This window comes from Alteromonas antoniana (genome assembly GCF_019249295.1).
Lineage (GTDB): Bacteria > Pseudomonadota > Gammaproteobacteria > Enterobacterales > Alteromonadaceae > Alteromonas > Alteromonas antoniana.
Window position 1 is genome coordinate 276,415 of the sequence record NZ_JAESDH010000001.1, and the last position, 26,473, is coordinate 302,887.

The 26,473-nt window shown below is 49.9% G+C and carries 18 protein-coding genes; 7 read left to right on the plus strand and 11 right to left on the minus strand.

The genetic code is table 11. The features are described 5' to 3' along the window. Positions 1 to 106: 106 nt before the first annotated feature. Positions 107 to 1,141, plus strand: coding sequence for an arabinan endo-1,5-alpha-L-arabinosidase (locus tag JKP77_RS01155; RefSeq protein WP_218309361.1), 1,035 nt, complete (start codon positions 107 to 109; stop codon positions 1,139 to 1,141). Positions 1,142 to 1,302: 161 nt separating this feature from the next. Next, positions 1,303 to 2,700 (plus strand): M20/M25/M40 family metallo-hydrolase, encoded by a 1,398-nt coding sequence (locus JKP77_RS01160; protein WP_218309362.1) that lies wholly within the window; start codon positions 1,303 to 1,305, stop codon positions 2,698 to 2,700. A gap of 263 nt (positions 2,701 to 2,963) precedes the next feature. Here the strand turns inward: JKP77_RS01160 and JKP77_RS01165 are convergent, their stop codons facing one another. The 5 genes from JKP77_RS01165 to JKP77_RS01185 all read right to left on the minus strand — a co-directional run bounded on the left by JKP77_RS01165 (position 2,964) and on the right by JKP77_RS01185 (position 11,422). Then, complete coding sequence (locus tag JKP77_RS01165; protein ID WP_218309363.1) at positions 2,964 to 3,395, minus strand: FKBP-type peptidyl-prolyl cis-trans isomerase; 432 nt, start codon at positions 3,393 to 3,395, stop codon at positions 2,964 to 2,966. A gap of 1 nt (position 3,396) precedes the next feature. After that, positions 3,397 to 5,871, minus strand: a complete 2,475-nt coding sequence (locus tag JKP77_RS01170) for a beta-L-arabinofuranosidase domain-containing protein (protein WP_246601015.1) — start codon at positions 5,869 to 5,871, stop codon at positions 3,397 to 3,399. A 6-nt stretch (positions 5,872 to 5,877) separates the two neighbouring features. Then, a complete protein-coding gene (locus JKP77_RS01175; protein WP_218309399.1) occupies positions 5,878 to 6,819 on the minus strand; it encodes a glycoside hydrolase family 43 protein in 942 nt (313 codons plus the stop codon). Further along, a complete protein-coding gene (locus JKP77_RS01180; protein ID WP_218309364.1) occupies positions 6,819 to 8,228 on the minus strand; it encodes an MFS transporter in 1,410 nt (469 codons plus the stop codon). The genes JKP77_RS01175 and JKP77_RS01180 overlap by 1 nt, the downstream gene beginning before the upstream one ends. Before the next feature lie 398 nt (positions 8,229 to 8,626). Further along, positions 8,627 to 11,422, minus strand: coding sequence for a TonB-dependent receptor (locus JKP77_RS01185; RefSeq protein WP_218309365.1), 2,796 nt, complete (start codon positions 11,420 to 11,422; stop codon positions 8,627 to 8,629). A 491-nt stretch (positions 11,423 to 11,913) separates the two neighbouring features. Between JKP77_RS01185 and JKP77_RS01190 the strand changes: the two genes are divergently transcribed. The 3 genes from JKP77_RS01190 (at position 11,914) to JKP77_RS01200 (ending at position 17,829) form a co-directional block, all read left to right on the plus strand. After that, on the plus strand, positions 11,914 to 15,231 hold the full coding sequence (locus tag JKP77_RS01190) for a LamG-like jellyroll fold domain-containing protein (RefSeq protein ID WP_218309366.1): 3,318 nt from the start codon (positions 11,914 to 11,916) through the stop codon (positions 15,229 to 15,231). 79 nt (positions 15,232 to 15,310) lie between these two features. Beyond that, positions 15,311 to 16,291 (plus strand): glycoside hydrolase family 43 protein, encoded by a 981-nt coding sequence (locus tag JKP77_RS01195; RefSeq protein ID WP_218309367.1) that lies wholly within the window; start codon positions 15,311 to 15,313, stop codon positions 16,289 to 16,291. Between the two features lie 2 nt (positions 16,292 to 16,293). Beyond that, a complete protein-coding gene (locus JKP77_RS01200; RefSeq protein ID WP_218309368.1) occupies positions 16,294 to 17,829 on the plus strand; it encodes an alpha-N-arabinofuranosidase in 1,536 nt (511 codons plus the stop codon). A 238-nt stretch (positions 17,830 to 18,067) separates the two neighbouring features. On the opposite strand, the gene JKP77_RS01205 is transcribed toward JKP77_RS01200, so the two are convergent. The 6 genes from JKP77_RS01205 to JKP77_RS01230 form a co-directional block, all read right to left on the minus strand. Then, positions 18,068 to 18,679 (minus strand): response regulator transcription factor, encoded by a 612-nt coding sequence (locus JKP77_RS01205; protein ID WP_218309369.1) that lies wholly within the window; start codon positions 18,677 to 18,679, stop codon positions 18,068 to 18,070. Continuing rightward, a complete protein-coding gene (locus JKP77_RS01210) occupies positions 18,676 to 19,776 on the minus strand; it encodes a sensor histidine kinase (RefSeq protein WP_218309370.1) in 1,101 nt (366 codons plus the stop codon). The genes JKP77_RS01205 and JKP77_RS01210 overlap by 4 nt, the downstream gene beginning before the upstream one ends. A gap of 2 nt (positions 19,777 to 19,778) precedes the next feature. Beyond that, entirely contained in the window at positions 19,779 to 21,608 is a 1,830-nt protein-coding gene (locus JKP77_RS01215; RefSeq protein ID WP_218309371.1) for an amidohydrolase family protein, read from the minus strand. 14 nt (positions 21,609 to 21,622) lie between these two features. After that, the gene (locus tag JKP77_RS01220; protein WP_218309372.1) at positions 21,623 to 22,411 is read right to left on the minus strand and encodes an ABC transporter permease; all 789 of its coding nucleotides are present in this window, start codon (positions 22,409 to 22,411) and stop codon (positions 21,623 to 21,625) included. Further along, a complete protein-coding gene (locus JKP77_RS01225) occupies positions 22,411 to 23,343 on the minus strand; it encodes an ABC transporter ATP-binding protein (RefSeq protein ID WP_218309373.1) in 933 nt (310 codons plus the stop codon). The genes JKP77_RS01220 and JKP77_RS01225 overlap by 1 nt, the downstream gene beginning before the upstream one ends. Positions 23,344 to 23,807: 464 nt before the next feature. Then, a complete protein-coding gene (locus JKP77_RS01230) occupies positions 23,808 to 24,665 on the minus strand; it encodes an alpha/beta hydrolase (protein WP_218309374.1) in 858 nt (285 codons plus the stop codon). Positions 24,666 to 24,893: 228 nt separating this feature from the next. Between JKP77_RS01230 and JKP77_RS01235 the strand changes: the two genes are divergently transcribed. Then, positions 24,894 to 25,673 carry a putative periplasmic lipoprotein gene (locus JKP77_RS01235; protein WP_218309375.1) on the plus strand — a complete coding sequence of 260 codons (780 nt, stop codon included), beginning with the start codon at positions 24,894 to 24,896 and terminating at the stop codon, positions 25,671 to 25,673. 2 nt (positions 25,674 to 25,675) lie between these two features. Continuing rightward, the gene (locus JKP77_RS01240) at positions 25,676 to 26,230 is read left to right on the plus strand and encodes a YajG family lipoprotein (RefSeq protein WP_218309376.1); all 555 of its coding nucleotides are present in this window, start codon (positions 25,676 to 25,678) and stop codon (positions 26,228 to 26,230) included. The last annotated feature ends 243 nt before the right edge of the window (positions 26,231 to 26,473 follow it).

A 26,473-nucleotide genomic window follows, 5' to 3' on the forward strand; every position in this document is an offset into this window, starting at 1 on the left:
GAAAAGGCGTTAACATTGTTAATATTGTATTACATATTAAACAGCAAGTCTGGTATGCTACGCAACACTATGTAAACAAATTGTTTGAATAGCGAAGGAAGAAGACATGTTCAGGTCAATGTTCAGTTTTACACCTGCTCTCGCCGGTGGCGTACTGGCGCTGTCTGCGTCGCTGATGGCGTGTGCCAACGCGAAGCAGGTAGAAGTGCACGATCCGGTAATGGCAAAAGAAGGGGATACCTACTACGTATTCAGTACCGGTCCTGGTATCACCTATTACGAATCGAAAGATATGGAGAACTGGTCACTGACCGGTCGCGTCTTCCCTGATGAGCCAAGCTGGGCTCAGCGCATAGCGCCCGGTTTCAATGGTCATCTTTGGGCACCGGATATCATTGAGAAAGACGGTAAGTATTATCTGTATTACTCGGTATCCGCGTTTGGTAAAAATACCTCTGCAATGGGGGTCACAGTCAATGAGACGCTGGATCCGGATTCTGAAGATTATCAGTGGGTAGATTACGGCATTGTGGTGCAGTCAGTTCCCCATCGGGATCACTGGAATGCTATCGATCCGGCAATCGTGCAAGATGACGACGGCAGCTACTGGATGTCATTTGGTTCTTTCTGGGATGGTCTCAAACTGGTGAAGCTGGATGATGATCTGGTTCGTCTGGCAGAGCCTCAGGAGTGGCATACTATTGCTGCGCGACCTGGTGCATCTGACAACGCGTCGGACCCGGGTGAAGGCGCGATAGAAGCCCCTTATATTTTTAAGAAAAACGGCTACTACTACCTGTTTGTCTCGTTCGACAAATGTTGCCGGGGGATGGACAGCACCTACAACATCCGCGTTGGCCGCAGTAAAGATGTAACCGGCCCTTACCTTGACCGGGATGGCAAATCGCTGGTCGAAGGCGGCGGTACGCTGGTTCTGGATGGCAACGATGACTGGGTCGCACTGGGTCATAACTCAGCATATACCTTTGAAGGTAAAGATTACCTGGTGTTCCATGCTTATGAGACGGCTGACAATGCCATTCAGAAGCTACGTATACTGCCGATGTCGTGGGATGACGGCTGGCCGGTAGTAGATGAAGCCGATCTTAATACCCGTACAACTACCCTGCTGGAAAAATAGCAAAACGACAGCGAGCCTGTTAATCGGGTTTTCGGGGTTAATGGCTTTGCCATTTGCCCCTGTCTTGCGCACAATGTTCCTTAATTCAGTACACTCCCCGAATCTTCACGCTACCGCAGTCACGCGTTTTAGACATGCAGGGAAATAAATAAAGGAACCGTATGTTGAACTCGCCTTCTCTTCGGCTTATCGCTGCTACGCTCATAATGTGCACATCGCCAGCATTTGCCGATTCATTCACGCAAACCCATCGCGATACTCTGAACACGTTAAAACAACAGGCCTCAGAAGACACATTAAGCTATGACATTGTCGAGTCACTGACCACTGAGGTTGGCGCACGACTAGTCGGCACCCCTGCCAGCGATAAGTCCGAACAATGGGCTGCGGATAAAATGCGTGAGCTGGGGTTTGACAAAGTCTGGCTGGAGGAAAGTGAAGCCACTTTGTGGGAACGCGGTAACAGCACTGTCACCATGGTTGCGCCTTACCAGCACAGTCTGGTGGCTCTGGCGCTGGGCAACAGTGTGGGCACTGGCGACACCCCCATCCGCGCTGATGTTGTGCGTTTTGATTCTCTTGATGCACTTAAAGCTGCAGCCCCAGGTAGTCTGAAGGGTAAAATTGCCTATGTTGGCTTTAAAATGCACAGGCATATTGACGGTCGCGGTTATGGAGAGGCGGTCGGTGCGCGTGTGAGTGGCGCATCTGAAGCTGCAAAAAAAGGCGCTGTCGCGTTTATTTTGCGCTCGGTAGGTACCGATTCCCACCGGGTCGCCCACACTGGCGTGATGAACTATGCCGACGACGTGAAGAGAATTCCTGCCCTGGCCCTTTCCAATCCCGATGCCGATTTACTGGATAACGCGCTGAAACGTGACAAACCGGTCACCCTGTCGCTGGATGTGGGGGCAAGCGGCAACGCCGGTACCACAACGATTGCCAATGTTATTGGAGAAATTACGGGTAGTAAGTACCCGGAGCAGGTGGTGACGCTGGGCGCGCATCTTGATAGCTGGGATGTCGGTACAGGTGCCATCGATGACGGACTGGGTGTGGGTATCACTCTGGCGGCAGCGCACTACATCAGTCAGCTTGAGCAGCGCCCCGAACGTACCATAAGGGTGATTTTATTTGCTGCCGAGGAAATTGGACTGGCTGGCGCAAAAGATTATGTCGCACGCCGAAATAACGACATGAGCAATCATGTAATTGGCGCAGAATGGGACTTTGGTAACGGCAATATTTATCGGATGGAGCCAGGTGTTGGCCCTGTTGCGTTAAACGATATACGTGATTTTGCCAATTATCTTGCCCCAATGGGCATTGCGCTGGCAAAAACTAACACCGCCAAAGGGCAATCAGATATGAGTGCGCTGGGTCACGCTGGTCAGCCTGCTGTGAATTTTAATCCGGATGGTTCGGATTATTTTGATGTTCACCATACGCACGACGATACGCTGGACAAAGTCAATAAGGACGCACTGAAGCATAATACTGCTGTGTACACCTTGTTTGCGTATTTTGCTGCGGCCTCCGGCGTGGACTTCAGAAAATAAGCACCGCGAAGGCCTTCTGCGAGCAATAGCGTAATCAAAGCTCGTAGGTGGTGCCATTAGGTCTGTGAAAAAGCGAAGCCTGACTGCTTCGCTTTTTCTTTTGCTTTTATCGCAACGGGGGCTGAATACACGTATCGCCCTTGTCTTCACCGCCTGTCTGTAAACTACGCCCAGCTCCTCCCTGCGTCACTTCTGGCCAACATATCGGTCAAGCCTATGGGTTGATAAATCCAGCGGCGGTAGCGTGCAACAAGGCGTAGGCGTTACGATTCAATCTCCAGCAAGCGAATATCCATAATCATAACCGCATTGGGTCCGACTTTGCCGCCATTACCCTTTTTCCCCCACGCCAGTTCTGGCGGCACAACAAACTCGTACCTGCCTCCCACTGGCATCATTTGCAGCGCTTCCTGTAACCCCTCTACGGCTTCACTCACGGCAAAGCTTTCCGCCAGCCCTTTCTTGTACGTATCGTCTACCACTGTGGTGTCGGGTAACTGAATACGTTGATGCAATCTGACTACATCATCCGGACCCGGTCGTGGCCCCTCACCTTCGGCAATCACCCTGTACATCAAGCCTGAGCCGGTATGATGTACATCCGGCTTGGTTTCGTACTGTGCCAAAAATGCAGCGGACTGATTGCGATTCATGCCCGCTGAGCCTTTCACTGATTTCTTTTTTCCTTTCGCCATATTATTGCTCTGACATCAAACGAATACCGTAGATCCCCCCGGCCACTGAATCCGGCCCGGCAACAAATTTAATCTGTAGCACCGGCTCGCGGGTGAGCGTGTCAGGTATAGCGTAGTCGACATAGTAAAACGTCGTTTCCGGCTTCCCCTGAGGTAGCTTCACTGTAGCAAGCTCGCGGTTGTTTAGCAGTACGCTAAAACGTCTGTCCCGGTCACCGGCAAAAAATGTCAGTCGCAGGAACCGCGCACGTCCCTCCGGGTTTTTCAGATTATACGAGAACCAACCGGTAGCATCCCGCCAATGCCGGCCATCATTTACGCCTGCCCGGGTATTTTCTCCTGCAAAATCATGCTCCACCTCAGGTTGCTGCTCTCCGGGAGTAATCTGGTCCACGGTTTTTGCCATCAGCGCGGCTTTAGCTTTAGTTTTTGCTTTGGCATCGGTTACAAACGCACTGAATTCCTCTTTGCGCATTTGTGGCCAGTACACCTGATAACGCGAATCGTGCAGCCGGAAAAACGGGATCAGGGTTTTGCTGATACTCTCTTCAAGCGGGTTATCCCCAGCACTGCCCACGGCCAGATGATCGGATACAGTAAAGATCAGATCCGTGGACGACTGGCGATCCAGGCTATTCAGAAAGCGTTCGGGATCGCCAAGGATCACAGGTAGCGCCTCGGGAGGACAGACTGGCCCGGCAGCGACATGCCCCATTCGGCTGTCGTCGGAAATAAAACGTAACGACTCATTTTCAAACGCCTCTACACGGGTAGCCAGGACCACCGGACCATACAGAATCGAATAATAATCCTGACCATCGGGAAGCTGCTCCACACGTGGGCTGGCGTCAAGCGAGAACGTCACCTCATCTCCTTCACGCCATGTTCGGTGAATGGCCACGTACCCGTCATGCTGCATGGTCTCAACGCGCTCGCCGTTTACGCTGATTTGCAGTGGCGAATCAAGCCAGGAAGGCTGGCGAATATTCAGTGTCCAGGGATCGCTGATGCCCGGTTTCGTCCGGGAGATCGCGATCGCAACCGCATTTTGATCCGGAAAATGCGTTTGCAGATCGACACTTACGCCTTTTTCAGGCCATTGCAGCGTTGAGGATATAAACAGGTTAACCCACAAGTTATCCACATCGTGTGTGTATATTAATTCACCGTACTTGCTGTGGTTTTCAATGCCCGAACCCACACAGCACCACATCGAATCCTGCACCGAGGAATACATACGATAATGGCCCGGACGCATTGAGGTGAAATATACCAGCCCGCCGTGCTCGGGGTGTTGAGAGGAAAGGATATGGTTGTAAGTGGCTCTTTCGTAAAAATCCAGATAGCGGGTATCACCGGTGCGCAGGAATAGGAGCTTGCTCAATTTGAGCATATTGTAGGTATTGCAGGTTTCAGGCCCTTCTACGTCTTCTACCATTGGCGTGAAATCTTCCTTATCGTGGAAGTGCTCACGCACACTGTTACCTCCGATAGATACTGAACGCTGCTGACTGACGGTTTCCCAAAAATAAATCGCCGCGTCTTCCCAGGCTGCATCATCGGACAAACCAGCCACTTTTAATGCGCCGATAATTTTCGGTATCTGAGTATTAGCGTGCAAGCCTGTAAGTGTGTCTTCACTTCGCGTTAATGGTTCTACGATACGCTGGTGAGTAAACTGACGCGCCAGCGCAAGATAACGCGGGTCATCGAGTATCACTGCCATGTCTGCGAAGGCCGCATTCAAGCCGCCATGTTCCGAGTACAGCATGGCCTGAATTTGTTCATCATTTAAATTCGCGGTGACATCCAGCATCCACTCGCCGAGCTTTGACAACATCGCTTTCGCTTTTTCACGTTTACCTATCACGTAAGCATCGCGCAAGCCGTGGAAAATTTTATCAATGTTGTAAAGCGGTACCCAACGCTCATTCAGGCTGAACAGGTCAGCCTTGATGTCGCCACGTTTTATCTCGCTCCACAACGCGGCACTGCCCGGAATACCACCCAGGTAACCGCCGGTAGCCTCTTGCGCACGCTTCAGTTCATCCAGCTTGTAATCGAGACGTTGGGATATCGCCTCATCACCGGTTGTTGCCCAGGCCAGGCTTAATGCCGTTAAATAATGGCCGCCGATATGGCCATCCAGTCCGGTGCCTTCCCAGTTACCATAGGTTGGCGCTTTGGTATCTACGCCGGCCTCACGCAGATAGGGCGCGAGCAATTTGTCTGCATCCAGTGCAAGCAGGTACCTGACATTAACTTGCTGTGCATGCTGAAACGGGCTGGCATTCAGGCTCACCCGGTCCAGCGCATACAGCTGATGTGCCTGAGCCTCAGGATACAAATTGGTGTAAGCATCGTTTTGTTGAACGGATGAAGGCGGCGTAGCGGAAGGGGTTGTCTGGCATGCTGTTAAAACTGACAGCACACCGGCGCACATCAGCGTGCGCCAGCGTTTTTTAGGTAGTTGCATAAGCGTTTACGGTTGTCCCGGCTTGCCGAATACCGGCATGCCATTGTCGTCCCATTTCACATGTTTTACGAAGGTATGACGATCCGGATTCCACAGTGGATCGCCTTCAATTTCGGTATATTGCCGGCAGTGATACACCAGTACATCCTTACCATCCGGTGTCTGCGTAAAGCTATTGTGGCCCGGACCAAACATTTTCACTGATTCATCCGTCGCGAAAACCGGCTCCTGCACCTTTGTCCAGCTGGATGGGTTGAGTAAATCGGCATTGTCATCGGCGTAAATCAGGCCCATGCAATAATTCTCGTCAGTGGCGCTGCCCGAATACGTCACGAAAATTTTTCCACCGTGCTTAATGACCGCGGGTCCTTCGTTTACCCAAAAACCGCGCGTTTCCCACTCCAGCTCAGGTTTGGTCAGCATCACCGGCTCGCCTTCAATTTCAGTCGGTGTTTTCATTGGCGCGATATACAGGTTGGAGTTACCCCGAATACCCGGCCCCTTCTGTGCCCACAGGTAATACAGCACGTCGTTGTGGGTAAAAGTCGTGGCGTCCAGACAGAAGGTATCAATGCCGGTATCAACTTTACCGCAAAACTCCCAGCTTCCGGTTAGCGGATTGTCGTCGTCGCACTTGATAGCGTACATACGATGTTGAAACAGATCATCTTTGATTTCACGGCTTGGCGCGGCGGCAAAATAGACATACCAGGCCCCCTGATTAAAATGAATTTCAGGTGCCCAGATAAGATCGCTGTAAGGACCGGTATCCGGCTTGTGCCAGACCATCGTGGTTTCGGCATCTGCCAGCGCGTCCAGCGTTTTGGCGCGACGCAACTCAATGCCTTCGTACGATGGCACTGACGCAGTGAAATAATAGTACCCATCTGTGTGTTTATGAATATACGGGTCTGCACGCTGGGGAATCAGCGGTATATTGGTGTCCATCATGACTTTGCTCCTCTCGCCATGGGGGGCGTATTTTTTTCTATTTCATTGACAATTTCGGGATGCTCCTGCGCCGCATCCAGTGTCGTTACCAGATGCTTGTATTCATCGTCTGTAATGCGATAGCGCTTCATCAGCATGCCTACGAGATAATGGAACAGGCCGGGAATAATCGTCAGCATAAGTGCCAGTCCGGTTAGTGTGTAATCACTTTGGACCTGCTCGGGCTCATAATTGAAAAACGCCAGCAGCCAGCCAACCACCGCGCCGGCGAAGCCCATTCCCGCCTTTTGACAGAATGAAATACCGCCAAAGGACAGCCCGGCTACACGTTTGCCGGTTTTACTCTGACCATAGTCCACGGCTTCGGCGATGGCGGACCAGAAAATAGGCGCGTGCAAATCCACCACAAAAGAAACGAGGAAATACAGAATGAAGGCCAGCATCATGTCGCCCGGGTCTACCGTTAAGAACATGATGACGCTTAATATCCCGGTGGCCATTTGGGAGAAACGAAACAGTTTGACCTTGCAATAGCGCTTGGTGATCCAGGTGGACGCCACCATGGCCAGGATCGCCGCGCTGACTCCGGTAGCCATAAAGTTGGCCTGAATATCAGCATCGCCACCCAGATAATACTTGGCATAATACATGGCAACTGAGCCCCGTATTACGTAGCCAATAGTACCCAGCACACACACGCCACACAGCACCAGCCACTGGTCGTTTTTCATCAATAACGCAAACTGCTCTTTCAGAGGCTTTTCGTCCACCTGGTGTTCGAGGCGCTCTTTGGTAGTGAAGAAGCAGAACAGGAACATGACAACAGCCAGTCCGGCCATCAGCCCCATTGCCGTCTGGTATCCGGCAGCCCGATCGCCTTCCCAGTAATCAGCCCCTGCCAGTTTGGGTACGATAATGGTTACCAGGAACGCCGCGACTTTTGCAAAGAACAGGCGATAGCCGTTCGCGCTCAGTTTTTCCTTAGGATCTGCGGTCATTACCCCTATCAGTGAAATATAGGGAATGGTCACGGCTGTAAACATCAGCGTAACAAAGATATACGTTGAGTACGCCCACACCAGCTTCGCGTTGTAGTCTACATCCGGTGTACTGAACGTGAGAAATACGGAAATACCAAAAGGCAGTGCCAGAAACAGAAAGTAAGGGCGATAACGGCCCCAGCGACTGGTGTAACGGTCTGTGACCATGCCCATCAGCGGATCGCTGACTGCGTCAAGCAGACGCACCAGCAGGAACATCAGCGCCATGTCGGTAGGTTTTAAACCGAAAACGTCGGTGTAGAAGAAGGTGATAATCAGCATCATCGACGATATGACGACATTGACTGCCATGTCGCCGGCGCCGAAGCCAACCTTCTCCAAATGCGTTAGTTTTTGTGAAGTCATACTGCGTTTTCCGTTTGAAGGTCTCTGCACAACGCTGGCGAACAACCTAAGAGATTTCATTTAATTTACAGCAATTGCAAACCAAATGTTAAAAGCTACATTGATACTATTATCATACTATTTGAGTAGCAAGTCTTTTCATCGAATTATTAAGGTGTGTGACACCGTTTTACTCGCCTTTCCACTATGCCGCTTTCCTACATTTACCGTTTTTCCAATACAGTGGAAAAAAGTGTAATTTGCGCTTTAGTTTGTGGCCGCCAAAAGGAAACACTGCGATAGCAATACTCGTAGCTATTGGTTACCGTCAGCGCTATACGTGGAGGTTGCTATTCGCATTGTGCCTGAACAAAAAACCCCGGCAAGCCGGGGTTTCTCTTTCGTTATCACACTGGCGATTACATGGTGTAACGGACACCCAGTGCAAACGTTCTGCTATATAGCGCATTGCCGAAGTTATGCGTATACGGGTACTGGTAGTAGCTCTGGAATTTTTCCTCGGTAAGGTTGGTTCCATCCAGTGTTACCGTCAGGTGCTCGTTCACGTCGTAGCTTAATTGGAAATCCAGGCTTTGTTCCGGGCGACGGTAAACGCGGCGAGGGTTAGCAAAAAGCGCGTCCTCATAGTTATTCAGGAAGTCATCACGCCATACGTATGCCAAACGCATGTCGAAATTATCTTTCTCATAAATACCTACAATTGAATATGAAGTATCTGAGACGCCGAAGATGTCACGTTGGGAGTATCCTTCCAACTCACCATCAGTACCGTATTCAGGCAGATCCTGCTCAGAATCAAGCAATGTTGCTGATGCCTGGACGCCAAAACCATCCAGCATATCAGGTAGTCCTTCTGGGAAGTACACCGCTCCGAATTCCCATCCAGTCAACAGGCCGTTTGACGAGTTGTCAGGCTGACTGAGTATATACGTTTCCTCTTCACCAGTTTCAGGCGAATTACGACGGACAACGTTTACTGAGTCGTACACAAAGCCTTCAATATCACGACGGAACCAGGTGGCGTAAATAGAGTTCCCCTCACCGAAGTAATATTCCAACGACAAGTCAAGATTTTGCGACTCTACCGGTCTTAAATTAGCATTTCCACCGGTAGCAGTACCATAACCAACGTTTGTTAAATCCTCGTTATAGACAATATTCGAATTCAGTTGCACAAAGGCCGGGCGACGAACTGTCTCTGTATAAGCAGCACGGGCCAGAATATCATCAGTAATATGATAACGAATCATAAACGTCGGCAAGATTGAGGACTGACTATTTGAAGCGGAACTGACATCGCCGGAATCTGCGATGAAATCCATGTCTCGATCAGCTTCTTCCCATCTTAATCCAACCTGACCATCAATTAACTTGCCACCCAGTTCAAATGAGTAATCACCCTGCAAATAAAGTGCTGTAGTGGTTTCCTCAATTTCGAAGTTCTTGCGCATAACCAGGTTGTCGCTGCTGTTATCATACCCGTAGATGTTACGAATCTCGCTGCGATTGTTATAGATGTAATGACCACTTGCCACTGCCCATGAATCAGGGAAGTCGGCTTCACCATCAAAGAAGCCAGAATTAACATGTGTCAGACCGGGATCGAAATCTGATAACGGTGCGCGGTACGCTGTAGTTAAGATACGATCCGCCTCACTGGCTGAACGCTTATCTATGCGCGCTCCGAAATTCAGTCTCTCAAAGCCCATAACATCTACAAAGTATTCAGCATCAACTTTAAAGGTCAACGCATCGCCTTCATTCTCGTTGCCGTTGTCGTATAGCTCAGCAGTGTTCCAGATGCGTGGGTCAGTCAGGTCAGACTCGTCAATTTCGGTATCCGGGTTATCTAGTAACTCCAACGCAGGAATACCATCATTATCATTAAAATCTACAATCAGGCCTGGCACTGTGCGGTCAGTACGCATACCGAAGAATTCAGACTCAAACTTACTCTTCTGGTAAATCACTTCTGACTCTACTGTGAGATCATCATTGATGATCCAGTTACCACCTAAAGCAAATACGTAGCTGTCAGTTTGCCCTACGTTAAGGTCTCCTGAGTTAAATCCATACGGAGAGTCTACGTAACGCTCCTTAATGATGTTTGTGCCTTCAAATAGCAGCGGCGGATTAGTATCATCTACGTTGCCCCACCAGTCGGCGAAGTTGAACAGCAAAGAATTAAACGATTCATTACGAAAGCCGTTATAAAACGCTTCAAACAAATACTCAGACCGGTCATTGGGAGCCCACTGAAATGAAACATTTGCTGCCGGACGCTCGCGCTCACCGGTTAAGTCACTGGCGAAGATCGCATCCCGTGACAGGTAATATTCGGTGGGTACGCCGTTAATATCTAACGTTGACCCAGCTTGAAACGGTAAACCTTGCTCAAGGCCTGCCTGCCAGATAGGGCTTTCACTCACACGAGCGTCGTCCAGAAAGATACGCTCAAGCTGACCAAATCCTTCCGCCGGGTTATTGGTCATGAACGGGACCATCGCCCCTGGTGTAATGCTCTGGTCGCGGTAGTTCGTGCGCGTATAGGAGACGTTAACCAATGCGCCAAATTCACCATGCTCGGTGTCCCAGCGATTACTCAATAGCGCCGATACAGACGGGTCAGTTTTGTCCGCCTGCTCCTGATAAATACCACGCGCAGCAACGACCACTTTTTCGCCTTCAAAATTGAACGGACGCTGAGTCTCAATATTGATCTGACCGGCGATGCCACTACCAATTTGTGACGCGGCGCGGGTTTTGAAGACTTCTACCGTTTCCAGCAGAGCAGCAGGCACATCTGCCAACGCCACTGAACGACCCGATGCGGTGAAAATATTGCGACCGTTCACTGTGGTGGTTACGTCGGTTAAACCACGAATAGATACCGTGCTTACTTCACCCTGCCCGCGATCCGTTACCTGAATACCAGTAACCCGCTGGAGGGCTTCAACCACGTTGTTATCCGGAAACTTACCGATATCTTCGGCAACGATGGCATCAACGATTTGCAGATTCTGACGCTTTAGATTCAGCGCTTTATTCAAGCTTCCACGAATGCCCGATACTTCTATGACTTCTACGGGCTGCTCGGCCTGACTTTCCTGATTGTTATCTTCTTGCTGGGCGTACGCGAGCTGGCTGGCCATGGCCAGGATAACTGCGCTAGCGAGGTGTGATCGCTTAAACATAAACAGTGTTCTCCGGTTTTTATGTTGGCATGTTAACAATATTGTTGTCGAAGTTTGCTAACCGCCTGTTAATCTCCAGCGCATGTAAAACAAGGCAATACGCTATTGAACCACATTTCTCTGCTGTTAATTTTTTGTTATTTGATTTTAATCATATTGTATGACTAATTACCTGTCAACCACATTACGATAACTTGTTTTGCTGATTACAGGATTGCGTAGAATCACTGGTCTGGCTGGCTATCTGGGTGTAAAAAACGCAGTGCGTAACAAAAGTTTTTCTTTTCTCGTCGAAAAACGACTTTTAGCCATTATCTGCAACATTCCCATTTGACAGGCTTTTACCAACACTTCGCGTTACCGGTAACACTGATTCCATGATCATGTAGCCGTGCTAAAAGATCTTTACAAGCTATTTACAATGATTTTTTTGCTGCTATTCTAAAAATCATACAATAGTACATACCATAGCAAGACTGAGGATTAGAATAATGACACTCAAACGTTCACTGCTTGTATTAAGCATTTCAATGGCACTCGGCGCCTGTGGCGACGGTGGCGACCAGAGCTTTGGCACCGGAGACCCGGTACCCGCACCACCTGAAGTGCCACCTGTAGAATTCGAAGATCCCACATTAGCCGGTGAAGTGACTTTTACTGACGCTGTGGTTCATGATCCCTCAGTCGTGCAGGGTCCGGATGGTGAATATTTTGTGTTTGGGTCACATTTAGCGTACGCAAGCACTACGGACTGGATGAACTGGGAGCAGGGCGCTAACGATGGTGTAGAAACCAGCCCGTTGTTCAGCACCTACGCCAGTGAGATTTCTGAAGGCATCGACTGGGTAGGTGGTCATATTGGTTCGTGGGCATCGGATGTTATACAACTGGAAGATGGCCGGTATTATTTTTACTACAACCATTGCGCACTGCCAGACACAGGAAACTGCGTTTCACGTTCCTATTTAGGTTTAGCGGTATCCGACAATATAGAAGGGCCTTATGAAGACCAGGGCCTGATCTTACTTACCGGTCATGTGGGTGATGAAAACCCCGGTATCAACGGTGAAAACTACGACGGTAATATCCATCCTAACGCCATCGACCCGGACGTATTCTTTGATAAAGAGGGCCGCCTGTGGATGGTGTATGGTTCTTATTCTGGCGGAATCTGGATCATGGAAATGGACCCACAAACCGGTATGGCACTGCCAGACCAGGGTTATGGGACCAAGCTGACCGGTGGCTACTACAGCGCCATTGAAGGGCCATACATGCTGTACAGCCCAGAGACAGATTATTACTACCTGATCACTTCCTTCGGAGGATACGAGCAAGCCGATGGCTACAATATGCGGATCGCGCGCTCACGCAACCCGGATGGTCCGTTTGAGGACAAGCTGGGACAGGATATGATTGGGGCCAGCGGTGCCTGGACTGCCATTGAGTCCTATGGCGTGAAAATAATGGGCGGCCACATTTTTGATCATAATGTTGGTGAAAATGGTGAAGATCACGGATACATGGCGCCGGGTCATAACTCGGCCTACTATGATGAAGAGAGCGACAAGCACTTCCTGATTTTCCATACCCGCTTCCCGAATATGGGTGAAGGTCATGCGGTTCGCGTGCACGAAATGTTCACTACGGAAGATGGCTGGCTGGTAGCTTCACCACATCGCTACGTGCCTATTGAAGGCGAAAACCTGGTAGATGAAATCGATGCATATGGCACCTATCAGTTTATCAATCACGGCCGCGATATAAACCGTGAAGCAAAAATGTCTTCCTACCTGTCACTGGCAGACGATGACGTTATTGGTGGTGATTTCACCGGTACCTGGAAAATTGATGAGCAAAGCAATATTGAGCTTACCATCGACGATGTGGGTACATTTACCGGCGTGGCCAAATGGCAATACAATAACGCGACTGGCCGCCTGACACCGACCTTCTCAGCCCTTTCCGCCAGCGGCGGCGCTGTATGGGGGACGCAACTGGAAGATCCGGGCACAGCGCAAACGCTGACTAACATTGCCGATGCACTGGTACTGCCTGAGTCGACGCAATCGGATCTGAACCTGACGACGGTGGGTGCACTGGGCGCAGATATCAGCTGGACCACATCAAACGCCGACATCATCAAAACCAACGGTGTGGTAAACCGTCCGAATGCAGGACAGGAAGACACTACCGTCACCCTGACGGCGGATATTTCACTGAACGGCGAGACCCAGTCCAAAACGTTTGAGGTGATGGTACCTGCGCGCTATCAATATAATCGCGTAGCCCACTACAGCTTCGAGTCTTCACTTGAAGAAACCCTTGATATTAAAGGCGATGGCGCGGCTACCGGTGCAACACCGGACGCCACTGATGGCACCGTGTCTTTCGCGACAGGCCAGTCAGGTAACGCAGTCGTGCTCGATGGTACTTCAGGTGTGCGTCTGCCCGATGGCATGATTGATAACTACGAATATACCGTTTCTATGTGGCTGAACCCTGCTGTACTGACACAGTTTACACCTGCCTTTTTTGGTGCACAGGCAGAAGAAAACTGGCTAAGCCTGGTGCCCTGGAGCTGGGATGGTAATACCATGCTGTGGAGCGGAAGTCAGGCCTGGTACGATGCCTCTACCGGCATGCAGATCCCGGCCAATGACTGGACACACGTGGCATTCTCGGTCAAACAAGGCGGTGTCAGTGTGTATATCAACGGTGAAGCGCGCTATACCGGCGGTAACTTCCCGGATCTGTTCTCAGCCGGTGATGGCGTGTTTGCTTTGGGTGTGAACTACTGGGACATTCCTTTCAACGGTATGGTGGACGAACTGAAAGTGTACGAAGGTGCGCTGTCGGCCACAGAGATTATGAACCTGGATATCACCCCGCAACCCGCGTCTGTATTAATCGACTCAGCAGCAGACCTGCTTAGTCTGGGCGATTTGACTGCGGTGCGTGAAGATATTCGCCTGCCAGCGACCGGCGCATACGCATCCGCTATTAGTTGGGCATCTTCCAACCCTGATGTGGTTGCGACCGATGGTACCGTCACCCGTCCTGATGCCAGCGAACCGGATGCAACCGTGATGTTAACGGCAACCATTACTCTGGATGGTCAAACAGCAACCAAGACATTTGAAGCGACGGTTCGTTCACTGGGTCTCCCTGAACCAAAAGCAGCGTATACGTTTGATAACGACGACCTGACAGACGCGACAGGGGTACAGGCCGCCGGTTTCACCAGCGGAGCAACCATTGGCACCGACGGTGGTGAAGCAATGTTTGCCGACGGTGCGCTGGGACGTGCGTTGCAACTGGATGGGTCTTACGGTGTTGAGTTGCCGAATGGTCTGATTAAAGACGATACCTACTCAATCATGATGTGGTTGAACCCAACAGAGCTGACACAGTTCACATCTGCCTTCTTCGCTTATGCAAGTACAGACAGCTGGATTAGTGTTGTGCCATTTGGTAACGACGCGGTATCAGGCAACACCATGATTTGGTCAGGAACAAGCTGGTATGACGCCGGTACCGGCCAGCAAATTCCCGAAAACGCCTGGTCACACCTCGCCTTCGTTAACAATGGCGGTACGCTAACTGTTTATCTGAATGGTGAAGAAGTCTACTCGGGTACCAGCTTCCCGGATGTGTTCACACCGGCCTCCGTAACCGGCTTTGCGATTGGCGTGAACTACTGGGATATCCCGTTCAACGGCATGGTTGACGAGCTGATGTTCTTCAACGATGCGATTACTGCCAATGACGTTGCTAAGTTCTATCAGCAGCAGTCTGGCGGTGAATAACCTCAAAATATAGCAAGTAATGCGCTGCCGGATGAGACGTCCGGTAGCGTTTTTTCGTTTCAATTACACAGGAATAAACATGACATTTTCACTTCGACGCTCCATTACAGCACTGACCGTTGCCGCAAGCCTGGCATCTGCCCCTGCTCTGGCGGACAACCCGATTATCAAAGACGTGTTTACTGCTGACCCTGCGGCGTTGGTGCATAACGACACCGTTTATCTGTATACCGGACACGACGAAGCCCCGAACAACGATGTCTTTTTTGAAATGCATGACTGGCTGGTATTTTCGTCGACCGACATGGTGAACTGGAAAGCCCACGGTCCGATTATGAAAGCCACCGATTTCAAATGGGCAAAAGGCGATGCCTGGGCCTCACACATGGTAGAAAAAGACGGTACCTTCTACTTGTTCACTACCGTTCGCCATAAAGACGACAAGCCAGGTTTTGCTATTGGTGTCGCTACCTCCGACTCTCCCACCGGCCCGTTCAAAGATGCCATCGGCAAAGCCCTGGTCACCGACGATATGACCAAGCACACACCGAATGACTGGGACGATATCGACCCGGCTATATTTATTGAAGAAAACGGTGACGCGTACATGTTCTTTGGCAACCTGATGCCAAAATATGTGAAGCTCAGCGATGATTTACTGTCGCTGGATGGCGAGATAAAAACGCTGGATTTACCTAACTTCACTGAAGCGCTTTGGGTGCACAAAAAGAATGACACCTACTACGTTTCCTACGCCTGCGAATTTCCGGAGAAGATCTGCTACGCCATGAGCGACAGCATTCATGGCCCTTGGGAGTATGGCGGCATCTTAAATGAAATTGCCGGTAATTCAGAAACCAATCACCAGTCGATTATTGAGTTCAAAGGTCAGAACTACTTTATCTATCACACCGGTGCGATGCCGCCGAAAGACGGTGAACCCAGCGGTGGACGCTTCCGTCGCTCTGTCGCCATTGATCCGCTCTATTACAATGAGGACGGTTCTCTTAAACGCGTCATTATGACGACTGAAGGCATTCAACCCGAAGAGAAGGATTAATCATGTTACGGACGCTAACTGCCGTTGCCTGCGCAACACTTACCCTGTCTGCTGCCATTGCCAAACCCCATGAAGCAACGATATCAGCAGACCTCACGCAAACCGGTCCGCAAATCAACAAAGACATTTACGGTCAGTTTGCTGAACATCTTGGTCGAGGTATTTACGAAGGGCTTTGGGTAGGAAAAGATTCCGACATTCCTAACACCAAAGGCTTTCGCAATGATGTTATCAACGCCCTTAAAGACATTAAGGTGCCGCTGGTCCGCTGGCCAGGCGGCTGCTTCGCTGACGAATACCACTGGCGTGATGGCGTAGGCCCTGCAGATGAGCGTCCGGTGAAAGTGAACACTCACTGGGGCGGTGTTGAAGAAACCAATGCAGTAGGCACCCATGAGTTTTTCGATCTGGTGGAACTGCTTGGCGCCGATGCCTACGTGAATGGCAACCTCGGTTCCGGCAGCGTGCGTGAAATGGCCGAGTGGATGGAGTATATGACCTCCGACAAAAACTCCACGCTGGCCAACGAACGTCGTGCCAATGGCCGTGAAGAGCCATGGGACATCGCCTATTTCGGCATTGGTAATGAATCATGGGGTTGCGGCGGTCACATGCGTCCGCAGTATTACGTTGATTTGTACCGCCAGTACGCGACTTTTATGAAAACACCTCCCGGCAAACGTCCGAAGTTAGTCGGTAGCGGCGGTCATACCGAAGATACCGAGTGGACCGATGTACTCAGTGCCAATATCGACCGTGATATGGACGGCATCAGCTATCACTTCTACACCCTGCCCACCAGCGAATGGTCGAAGAAAGGGCATGCCACTGACTTCGACAATACCATGTGGTTTAAAACGCTGGAGCGCACCCTGCGCATCGACAAATACATTGCCGACAACATCGCTATGCTGGACAAAAACGATCCGGAAGGTGAGCTTGGCTTTTACGTGGATGAATGGGGTACCTGGTACGACGCTGAAGAAGGTCGCGAACCCGGCTTTTTGTATCAGCAAAATACCCTGCGCGATGCAGTTGTAGCGGCGGTGAATTTCAACATTTTCCATCACTATGCAGAACGCGTGCACATGACTAACATCGCGCAGATGGTTAACGTGCTGCAGGCAATGATCCTTACCGATGGCGCAGAGATGGTAAAAACGCCAACCTACCATGTTTATGGTATGTACAAGGTGTTCCAGGATGCCACAGCCATCCCGTTTAGCATTAATACCTCAAAGTACAGTCAGGACGGTGAAAGTGTACCTGCGGTCACCGCATCTATCGCGAAGGGTGACAACGGTAAGCTGTATATCGCACTGGTTAACCTTGACCCCGCAGAAAAAGCTACAGTCTCGCTGGACTTAGAGGGCATGAAGGTGTCGGCCCTGAAAGGGCAGATCCTTACCGCTGATAACATTACCGATAAGAATACCTTTGCAAAGAAAAACGTGGTGAAGCCTACGGCATTCAGCGCCAAGGCTGACGATCTCACGTTACCCGCAAAGTCGATTGTGGTTGCCGAGCTGGTGAAATAACGATGCGCTTAAAGAGAAAGGCCCGCCGCCGGCGAGCCTTTCATTACTTCAGAATGCGCACGCAGGAAAACAGAAAGCCGGGTGTATAGCCCGGCTTTTCATTCACTCTGGTTTAAGGGCTACCGAGCAAAAATGTTGAACAACAGAGGTTGAATATTCGCTACCTATTTTATCCGGGCGCGATGTTGTTTAGCCATGATGAGCTAAAAATATACGTGGTCGTGCTATTTTCTGATGGCTACAACCAGCCTTTTTGCCGGGCAATTCGGGCCGCTTCAATGCGATTGCTGGCATTGAGTTTACTGGATGCACTGGACAAATAATTACGCACCGTTCCCGGAGATAGGTGCATTGCACTTGCTATTTGCTCTGTTGGATAACCATCGGCAGCCAACTTGAGCGCCTTGCGTTCTTTATCACTTAACGGGTCCGCTTCTTCCCAGGCGTCGACTATTAGCTCCGGAGCGACCATTTTACGTCCCTGCATCACCCGCCGGATTGCATTCGCCAGATCATCGCTTGGGGCATCTTTTAGTAAATAACCTCTAACCCCGTAATCCATAGCTCGGCGCAAATAGCCAGAACGAGCAAACGTGGTCAGAATAATGACTTTGCCAGGCAGTGAAAGGTTTTGAATTTGCTGGGCTAGTTCCAGGCCTGACATTTCAGGCATTTCAATGTCGGTTAACAAGATATCAGGTTTGAGCTCGCCGCAAAGTTGCAAGGCTTGCTTGCCGTTGCTGGCTTTGCCAATGACCTGCATATCCGGCTCTAAATCTAACAGAGCAGATAGTGCCCCCAGAAGCATACCTTGATCTTCGGCGATCAGAATGTTGATGGTTTTGTTCATAGTGGCACCGTCAGGATAATATTAAAGCCTTGCTTAGAATTTAGTGTGAGTTCGCCGCCCAGTTGAGTCAGGCGTTCGCGCATGCCTTTCAAACCATTTCCTTCAGGCCCGGCTTTGCTACTGCCGTTATCTACAATACGCATAGTCAGGATACGATCTGCTTCGGTAAGCGTAATATGGCAACGGGTCGCATTCGCGTGCTTCACCAGATTAGTGATGGCTTCGCGAACAATAAAGCCAAGTGTGGTATCAATATTCGCAGGCAGGGTTGAATCAGGAATTGTGTAATCAAAGTCCACTTCCACCGAATTTAGCAGGGTTTTTGCGTTGGCTAATTCTGTGGCCAAATCCTTCTGGCGGTAACCGGTAACGGCTTCCCGCACTTCAGCCAAGGCGCGGCGACTGATTTGTTCGAGTTCAGCAATTTCTTTTCGGGCTTTATCTGTATCGTGATCAAACAGCTTTTTGGCCAGTTGCGCTTTCATAGTGAGCATAGAGAAGGTGTGACCAATCAGATCGTGTAAATCCCGGGCAATCCGTTCCCTCTCGGCGGTAGTCGCCAGTCGCTTTACCTCGTCCTGGGTGAGCTTTAACTGGGCATTCTTCTTTGCTATTTCTCGCTGAAAGACGTTCGCACCACCGATCATAATTGAAAAAACCAGCGCCGGAACATAAAAATAGGCTGATAAGTCTCGCAGCCAGGCTAACAGCACAATATAAGCTAATATGACGCCGATAATCGCCAGGCTCTGTTTTGGAGGCCCCGCATGTGCCGCAAATGCGCTGGCGTATACGAAGAACACTCCTGCGCCCGGATTCACCAAGGTCGATACGGAGCCAATCGCGCAGATGGCTGCTATGTAAAATAACGTTTGGAAACCTGTAGTCCAGTAGGCCCGAAAATAACAAGCCAGGAATAACAGCGTACCTGTTGCCGAGAGCCACACATGCCAGGCCGGAGGGTCGTAAAACGCAAAATGAACAAAATATATCCCCAGATAGACCAGCCATAGATAGGGTAAGACCCCCTGGTCACTGTTGGCTGGCAACAATCGGTGATGCACCGATGTGGCCAGCGCATAAAAACGTTTAATCATGTTTACTCAAAATAAATATTATCGAGTGTAAAGTTAAAGTCTGGGGTGGCCTTACCGGCTGCCCAGCCAATTCCGGTTACACTTGCCCAATCAACACCACTAATGTCACTGAGGTTAATTGACACCTGCCGACACTGTCCTGTTATGCTAAAACTGACCTCACTGGGTCGCCCGGTTTGTGACGTTAAAACCATAAACCTGAATTCACCATCAGTGCCTGCCACATCAAAGACTATACGCTTGAAATTGCTAAGATTATAGCCACCATCAATGGACTCTGAGAACATCAGGAAAACGCCGGACCATGGATAGGGAAACTGCTTACCAACCGTACCGTTTACTGCAAGAGCACCGCTATTATCACAGCCCTGTGAAATGTGCGTAATCTCAGCAGTGGAATTTCCCTGCATCATCTGGTCGGTTGAGACAACAAACTGGCCGCCCAGTTGAGACGTAAGGTCTTTGGTAAACTGGCTCACCAATCCGGAAGTTGGCGTTTCACCAGTCACTTTTTGTGACTCAAAATAGGCCGCCACCTGAGAGCCGTTTTTGACTATCCAGCGAATGTGCTGGGTATGTCTAATGTCTTCTCTGGGGTCCTCGTTGAGCACAATAAAGTCTGCACGGGCACCGCTGCGCAAATGTCCGCGTTCGCCAACGGCAAACCTCAAATAGGGTAAGTAGGTAGCTGCGGCTAATGCGTCAGTGGGTGAGAGCCCGCTATCCACCAGTAAGGCCAACTCATCGTGAAGACTAACTCCGTGGGCCGTACCTTGGTTTGGCGCATCAGTTCCGGCTAATACGGCAATACCTGCCTCCTGCATTCTGCGGGTGTTCTCAATAGCGACTGCAAAGTAGTCTTCCGCTACCCGGTCTGAGGCAATGTCGTTAGCAATAGCATGCTTAACATCAGCCGCCAGGTGAGTGCTGAAAACAGAATCCCTGATTAATGCCTGCCCCCGCCCTTCACCGGCAAGCGATGCCAGAATCGATAAGGTGGGAATGACGAACATATCCTGAGACTTCATCAGCGCAATGAGTTCGTCACTAGCTGGCGTGCCACCGAAAGTATGTACCAGACCATCTGCACCGGCTCTTGCAGCATGCTCTGCCGACGTCAGATCCATAACATGGACCACTGCCAAAGCTTCCTGGGCGTGCGCTGCTCTGATAACCGCTGCCAGGGTGTCGTAGTCAATTGAGGTAAAGCGGCCTTTATGCCCGGCCTGATCCGCTGCGGCATCGTAGACAATTTTAATGTAGTCAGAGCCTTCGGCCAGACGCTCTGCGACGAAGTCGTGGGCTTGATCTGGAGAGGCAATTGTGGGAATCGTTATACCGTACTCAGTGCCGTGACCACCAGCACTGGTTACCAGTACGCCGGAAGAAAACAAATCCGCTTCCTCAGTGGCGGTCAGGGCAGAACGCCGGCTTTTTTTCGCCAGAAAGAAACGGTTATCGGTAAACATATCCAGTGTCGTAGTTACCCCAAACTGTAACGATTGATGTAACGCTTTGCCCCACGAGTGGGTATGACTATCAATCAAACCAGGGATCACAAAGCCACCTTGTCCGTCCACTATGGTGGGGTCGGAAAGAGATGTCGGACTCACTACCCGACCGTTTTGAATTGCCAGTCCGGCCTCTTCATGCCACTGCTGACCATCGAATACGGTGATGTTGGTAAGGAGGTAACTGCCGCTAGCAGGAATGGTCAGATCGTTTACTTCGCCATTCTCTTCTGGCTGAGTTGTGACGTCCGGTGTCGGCAGCACACTAATAAACAGACCGATTAGTGCTAAGCCCGCAATCACTATGATAGAAAATCGCATGGTTTACTCCTTGTTTAATGACGGTTGTCGATTGCGTTAAACCGCTTAACAGAGAGGCCCAGAAAGACCACCGTAAAGGCTGCTAGTGCGCCAGCGTGCAAGTACCAGGGCGCCCCTAAATCATTGCCCTGAATAGCCAGTGCCAGTTGTGCCAAGTGGTAAGCAGGAAAAATATTGGCTGCCAGTTCGAGGGTTGAGGGAAACAACTGTATCGGTACCCACAATCCGGATAAAAACGCCATTGGCAGGTAAATCAGATTAACTACAGCCGGGGCGGCTTTGGCCGATACAGACAAGCCAATGAACAATCCGATAGCACAGAAGGGCAAGGTACCGAAAAGAACGATAATTAGTGTGGCAATCCACTGCCCGCGGGTCATCGCCACGCTGCCAAAAGCAGCTCCCAGAGCAAACAGACTAAGTATAATAACCAGTGCAAATAACATGGCTGTAATAATACGCGCCGCAAAGTAACTGCTGATTGGCATCGGGCTCACTCGTTTCAGACTTAAGATCCCTTTGTCTTTATCCGTGGCCACATCTGCACCAAAAGAAAACAATGCCGGGCCAATGGCGCCGAATACAGCATAGGTGGCCATCATGTATTTCGCACCGTGGCCGGGTTGGCCACCCATGGCGTTAAACAACAGGCCAAAAAACACATAAAACATCACCGGGAAAGCGAGGCTTGGGATCACGAAGCCCGGAGTACGCAGCGTTTTTGTCAGCTCTGTCTGGGTTTCTAACCGCAAAATATCCCAACGTTGAAAAAGTGACAATGGTGAGGGTTGCGACGTGTTCATTACGCTATCTCCTGAATATTTGCAGAACTTTCTGATGAGACAGTGGGTTGAGTAAGATGTAAAAATGCATCTTCCAGCGATATACCTGATACCGTGAGATCGTGGGTTGTAATGCCTGCCGTAAAAAGTGTCTTCAGATGTGTTTGCGGGGCAGAGGAGTACACTTCAATATAATCGCCACGATTATGCACTTCAGTGTCTGGCAAGAGTTTTCGGATATCCTCAGGCGAGACGTTACTGCGAAAGCGCACGGATTTCCCCCCCAGTTTGGCTTTGATCTGTTCAGGCACACCCTGGGCTACAACCTGTCCTTTGGACAACACAACAATTCTGTCGGACAGTGCATCAGCTTCCTCAAGATAATGGGTCGTCAATAAGACTGATGCGCCTTGAGCCGCTAATGCACGAATACAGCGCCAGAACTCACGTCGGGCCGTGGCATCCAGGCCAACGGTTGGTTCATCCAATATTACCAGGCGCGGATTACCGATAATGGCCATGGCAAATAATAATCGCTGCTTTTGTCCACCAGACAACGTTTGAACCTTTCGGTGTTGCAAGTCAGTTAATAAAGCCGTATTAAGAACATCTTCAAGTGGCATACTGTTTGGGTAATAGCTGGCAAATAGTCGCAGTTGTTCGATAACCTTAACGTTATCGGGTAAAGCGGCAGACTGCAGCATCACGCCCATTTGCTGCTTGGCAGCCCAGTGTCCGGCAGGATGATCAAATACCCTTACCTGCCCGGAATCTACCGTTAGTTGCCCCAGCAGCGTTCCAATAGTCGTGGTTTTACCTGCCCCGTTTTCCCCTAAAAGGGCCACGACTTCATTAGGCTGAATGCATAGCGAAATATCGTTCAAAGCTTGCTCTTTACCAAACTGTTTAGACACATTAGTGACGGTAACGAGCGGTTGATTATCTGTAGGCATACTGTCTCTCCGTATTGATGGAATCAGTATGCCGGGGGACGGTGAGGTGGGTAATTAGCAAGTGTCATCACTTTTCTATGACATTTGTCACTTTTCACGTTATTTCAAAAAACAACCGTTCAGCTCAAAAGAACCAAAACGCCTGTATTAGGTGGAGGGAAGTTAGAAATTGTCTCTACATACTTTACTGCCTCTGTCATACCAGCTCATGGAAGACATTAATTTCACAAAGCTACATACCAGATTCAGTCAAACTGTATAAATAAAACGTTCAGATAGGGGCACGCTTGATCCCCCCAGAAACCTTGCTTCCAAGCGCACATATTGTGAGCTCAGAAGCACCACGAGCAAAAGGATTGCAAGACGAAAGCCGCCGAAGCACCGCCGTTTACTACTCGTAAATGATGATGTGGAGAAGCTTTTATGCCGCAATCCTTAGCGAAGCAACTTGTCAGCGTAGAAAGTCAGAACGAGCCGACGAAATCCCGATACTTCTTGATCGTGCCCGGCTTCTTCATTGTGGTACCATGGTCCGCATCCGGCACAATGTACATGGATTTATTATTGCTGCGTGATAACCGATATAGCTGTTCGGTGAATTTAACCGGTGTAGTACGGTCTTTTTCACCCACAATTAATAACAGCGGGCCTTCGTATTGCTCCAGCAAAATGCCGTTGTCAATTTCTGCCAGCTCAGGGTGCAAATTAACGTTGGTAAACAGCTTTGACCATATGGGGATCATATTATCCACCAGCTCGGGAACTCCATTGATAGCCCCTTCTAATACCAGTCCGGACACCTCTCTTTCAGCGGCGACATAGGTCGCAATTAAGCTGCCCATTGATAGCCCGTGAACAACGGTAGGCAAGTCCTGAGGAAACACTTCTTTCGCGTAATCGAAAACCTGTAGTGCATCCTGTTTCAAATTATCAATTTCGACCTGGGCCGCTTTTTCGCTGGCGCCCATGCCCTGATAGTCTATCCAGAGTATATTGGCAGGCAGTTGCCCCAGACGATGGATATAGCCGTTAGCCTGGCTGATAGACATGCCATTCCCACCGAAAAATACAATATTAGCAATCGGTTCAGGGTAGTTCACAGCAACCCCGGTAAGGGTTAAGCCCTGTGAATTTGTCATTTCAACCGTAGTGATACCAATTGAAATTTCGTCTTTATTTGCAGCGGCATGCAGGCCGGTTGTGTCCAGCGGCGTTTTTTCTTTGGCCTGATAGACAAAAGAGCGTGGGCTGACATCAATAGCACAGCCGGTAATGATGATAGAAAGAAAGAGGGCAGAAAAAAGTTTTACCAAATGAGACATACATACTTCCTTGTGATAATCGGTTTCATTAGACCTGATTGATTAAAAAATCACAAGCTGGCTATTATTTCACTTTTCCACTTATTGAGAAGGTCCTATACTGATTCGCGCTTTGCACCAACATCATTGCTGATAAAAGACCGGGATTAAGCCGGCCAGGGGCAGAGCCAAAACACGCACAGACGTGACAATAATAATAGAAAAAACTTGTACTAAGGATGTATCCCCATGTTTATTCAGATTCGCTACGCTGCGGTTGCAGCAGGTCTCATGCTGCTCACAGCATGTGGTTCAACCCCTAACTATTACATTGACGATGTTGCCAGAAACCAAATCAACAGCACTCAGGTCATTGTGAATATTCCACAGAAAGAAATTACCGCAGAAATAGAAGCTTCTAACGTCGCTGTTGCAGGCGGCGGTGGTTTGTTACTGGCATTAGTAGACGTTGCCGTAGAAAGCAGCAGAGCTAACACCGCTGAAGAATTAATTCAGCCCATTAAAGATTCTTTGATTGAAACTGATTTTCAGGCAATTTTCATGGAGGCGCTTCACAAAGAACTGGCTGCTGCGCCCTGGCTGAATGTCAGCGCCACAACACTGGTCATTGATCCGGTTGAGAATCATGTAGACTCTCATTATCGTGCCAGTGAGGCCGAAGCGGTGCTGTTTATTGACGCCAGCTATGCGCTGGGAGCCAACTTCGACTCAATGAAAGGTTATGCTGTGCTCTCCATGCTGCCTAAATCTGACACACTGAAACAGTACAGCGAGAAAGCTGGCAGCAAGAAAAGTAAAGCGTCAGCAACGCACCCGGATAATCTGATTTATCGTGACTCCATTGCTGTGAACAGAGCGCTGAGCAACGTCACTGACGACAAAGAAATTAATGCCACGCGATGGGCCGAGCAACCCGCCGTCCTTCAGGCAGAATTACAGGCTGTTGCTGAATCACTGGCGGCTTCGGTCGTTCGCAGCCTTGATACCAAGCGTGCACCGACTGCGTAACTATGTTCCGTTTTGCAGCTATCGCCCTGACCGTCGGCATTCTTGCCGGCTGTCAGGTGAATACCACACATCTGGTGCACGATTATGAGGCACCTCCGGCATCGCTAACTGCCGACATTGCGTCGCAACGTGATATGAAGTGCCCTATTACGCTGTTTTCTTATGAGGATCACCGCCAGTCTAAAACCATGGGATCCGTGGCGTTTACGATTGTAGAGTCGGATGTTGACAGATGGGTAGAGGGCGCCCTTGAACATGTCAACATTTCGCATCAGGTGGTCGCCAACTCGGGATCGCTGAAACTTACTCTGGTCAAAGCCTATATTCAGTCATTACGCGGGAATATGGCGGCTAACGTGGTTTTCGGCGCACAGTTCAAAGGCCCGGGTGACGACGATTTCAGTGACAAACGTTACTTTCGCGGCCATGAGGTAGAAGTCAATTTCAGCTCAACTCAGGGTGAAATTAAAGCTACCCTCAACAAAGCGATTGCAAAAGCACTGGCAAGAATTAAAGCGGCGTACAGTGAGGGATGTTCGGCCGAGGTGCCGGTATAACATCCAGCTCATGAACTTGCTGCAATCATACTGCGGCTGCTAGGCCCTGCCAGATACGATGTGCCCGTTTACGAGTTGATTTTTATGATGTTGCCATAAAGAAGTCCTCTTTATGTAAACGTATTTCAGAGCGGGACACTGTTTACGAAAAAGGCTGCCTGAGGGCCTGTCTCTTGATCACAAGTCAGCCTCCAGAGACCTGGCAATGTCGTAACCCTCAAGGATGGTTTGCAACTTAAACCA

What these genes read in the sequence shown, in the direction of transcription:
- JKP77_RS01155 (WP_218309361.1), top strand. Translation starts at nt 107, where the DNA reads ATGTTCAGGTCAATGTTCAGTTTTACACCTGCTCTCGCCGGTGGCGTA.
- JKP77_RS01160 (WP_218309362.1), top strand. Translation starts at nt 1,303, where the DNA reads ATGTTGAACTCGCCTTCTCTTCGGCTTATCGCTGCTACGCTCATAATG.
- JKP77_RS01165 (WP_218309363.1), bottom strand. Translation starts at nt 3,395, where the DNA reads ATGGCGAAAGGAAAAAAGAAATCAGTGAAAGGCTCAGCGGGCATGAAT.
- JKP77_RS01170 (WP_246601015.1), bottom strand. Translation starts at nt 5,871, where the DNA reads ATGCAACTACCTAAAAAACGCTGGCGCACGCTGATGTGCGCCGGTGTG.
- JKP77_RS01175 (WP_218309399.1), bottom strand. Translation starts at nt 6,819, where the DNA reads ATGGACACCAATATACCGCTGATTCCCCAGCGTGCAGACCCGTATATT.
- JKP77_RS01180 (WP_218309364.1), bottom strand. Translation starts at nt 8,228, where the DNA reads ATGACTTCACAAAAACTAACGCATTTGGAGAAGGTTGGCTTCGGCGCC.
- JKP77_RS01185 (WP_218309365.1), bottom strand. Translation starts at nt 11,422, where the DNA reads ATGTTTAAGCGATCACACCTCGCTAGCGCAGTTATCCTGGCCATGGCC.
- JKP77_RS01190 (WP_218309366.1), top strand. Translation starts at nt 11,914, where the DNA reads ATGACACTCAAACGTTCACTGCTTGTATTAAGCATTTCAATGGCACTC.
- JKP77_RS01195 (WP_218309367.1), top strand. Translation starts at nt 15,311, where the DNA reads ATGACATTTTCACTTCGACGCTCCATTACAGCACTGACCGTTGCCGCA.
- JKP77_RS01200 (WP_218309368.1), top strand. Translation starts at nt 16,294, where the DNA reads ATGTTACGGACGCTAACTGCCGTTGCCTGCGCAACACTTACCCTGTCT.
- JKP77_RS01205 (WP_218309369.1), bottom strand. Translation starts at nt 18,679, where the DNA reads ATGAACAAAACCATCAACATTCTGATCGCCGAAGATCAAGGTATGCTT.
- JKP77_RS01210 (WP_218309370.1), bottom strand. Translation starts at nt 19,776, where the DNA reads ATGATTAAACGTTTTTATGCGCTGGCCACATCGGTGCATCACCGATTG.
- JKP77_RS01215 (WP_218309371.1), bottom strand. Translation starts at nt 21,608, where the DNA reads ATGCGATTTTCTATCATAGTGATTGCGGGCTTAGCACTAATCGGTCTG.
- JKP77_RS01220 (WP_218309372.1), bottom strand. Translation starts at nt 22,411, where the DNA reads ATGAACACGTCGCAACCCTCACCATTGTCACTTTTTCAACGTTGGGAT.
- JKP77_RS01225 (WP_218309373.1), bottom strand. Translation starts at nt 23,343, where the DNA reads ATGCCTACAGATAATCAACCGCTCGTTACCGTCACTAATGTGTCTAAA.
- JKP77_RS01230 (WP_218309374.1), bottom strand. Translation starts at nt 24,665, where the DNA reads ATGTCTCATTTGGTAAAACTTTTTTCTGCCCTCTTTCTTTCTATCATC.
- JKP77_RS01235 (WP_218309375.1), top strand. Translation starts at nt 24,894, where the DNA reads ATGTTTATTCAGATTCGCTACGCTGCGGTTGCAGCAGGTCTCATGCTG.
- JKP77_RS01240 (WP_218309376.1), top strand. Translation starts at nt 25,676, where the DNA reads ATGTTCCGTTTTGCAGCTATCGCCCTGACCGTCGGCATTCTTGCCGGC.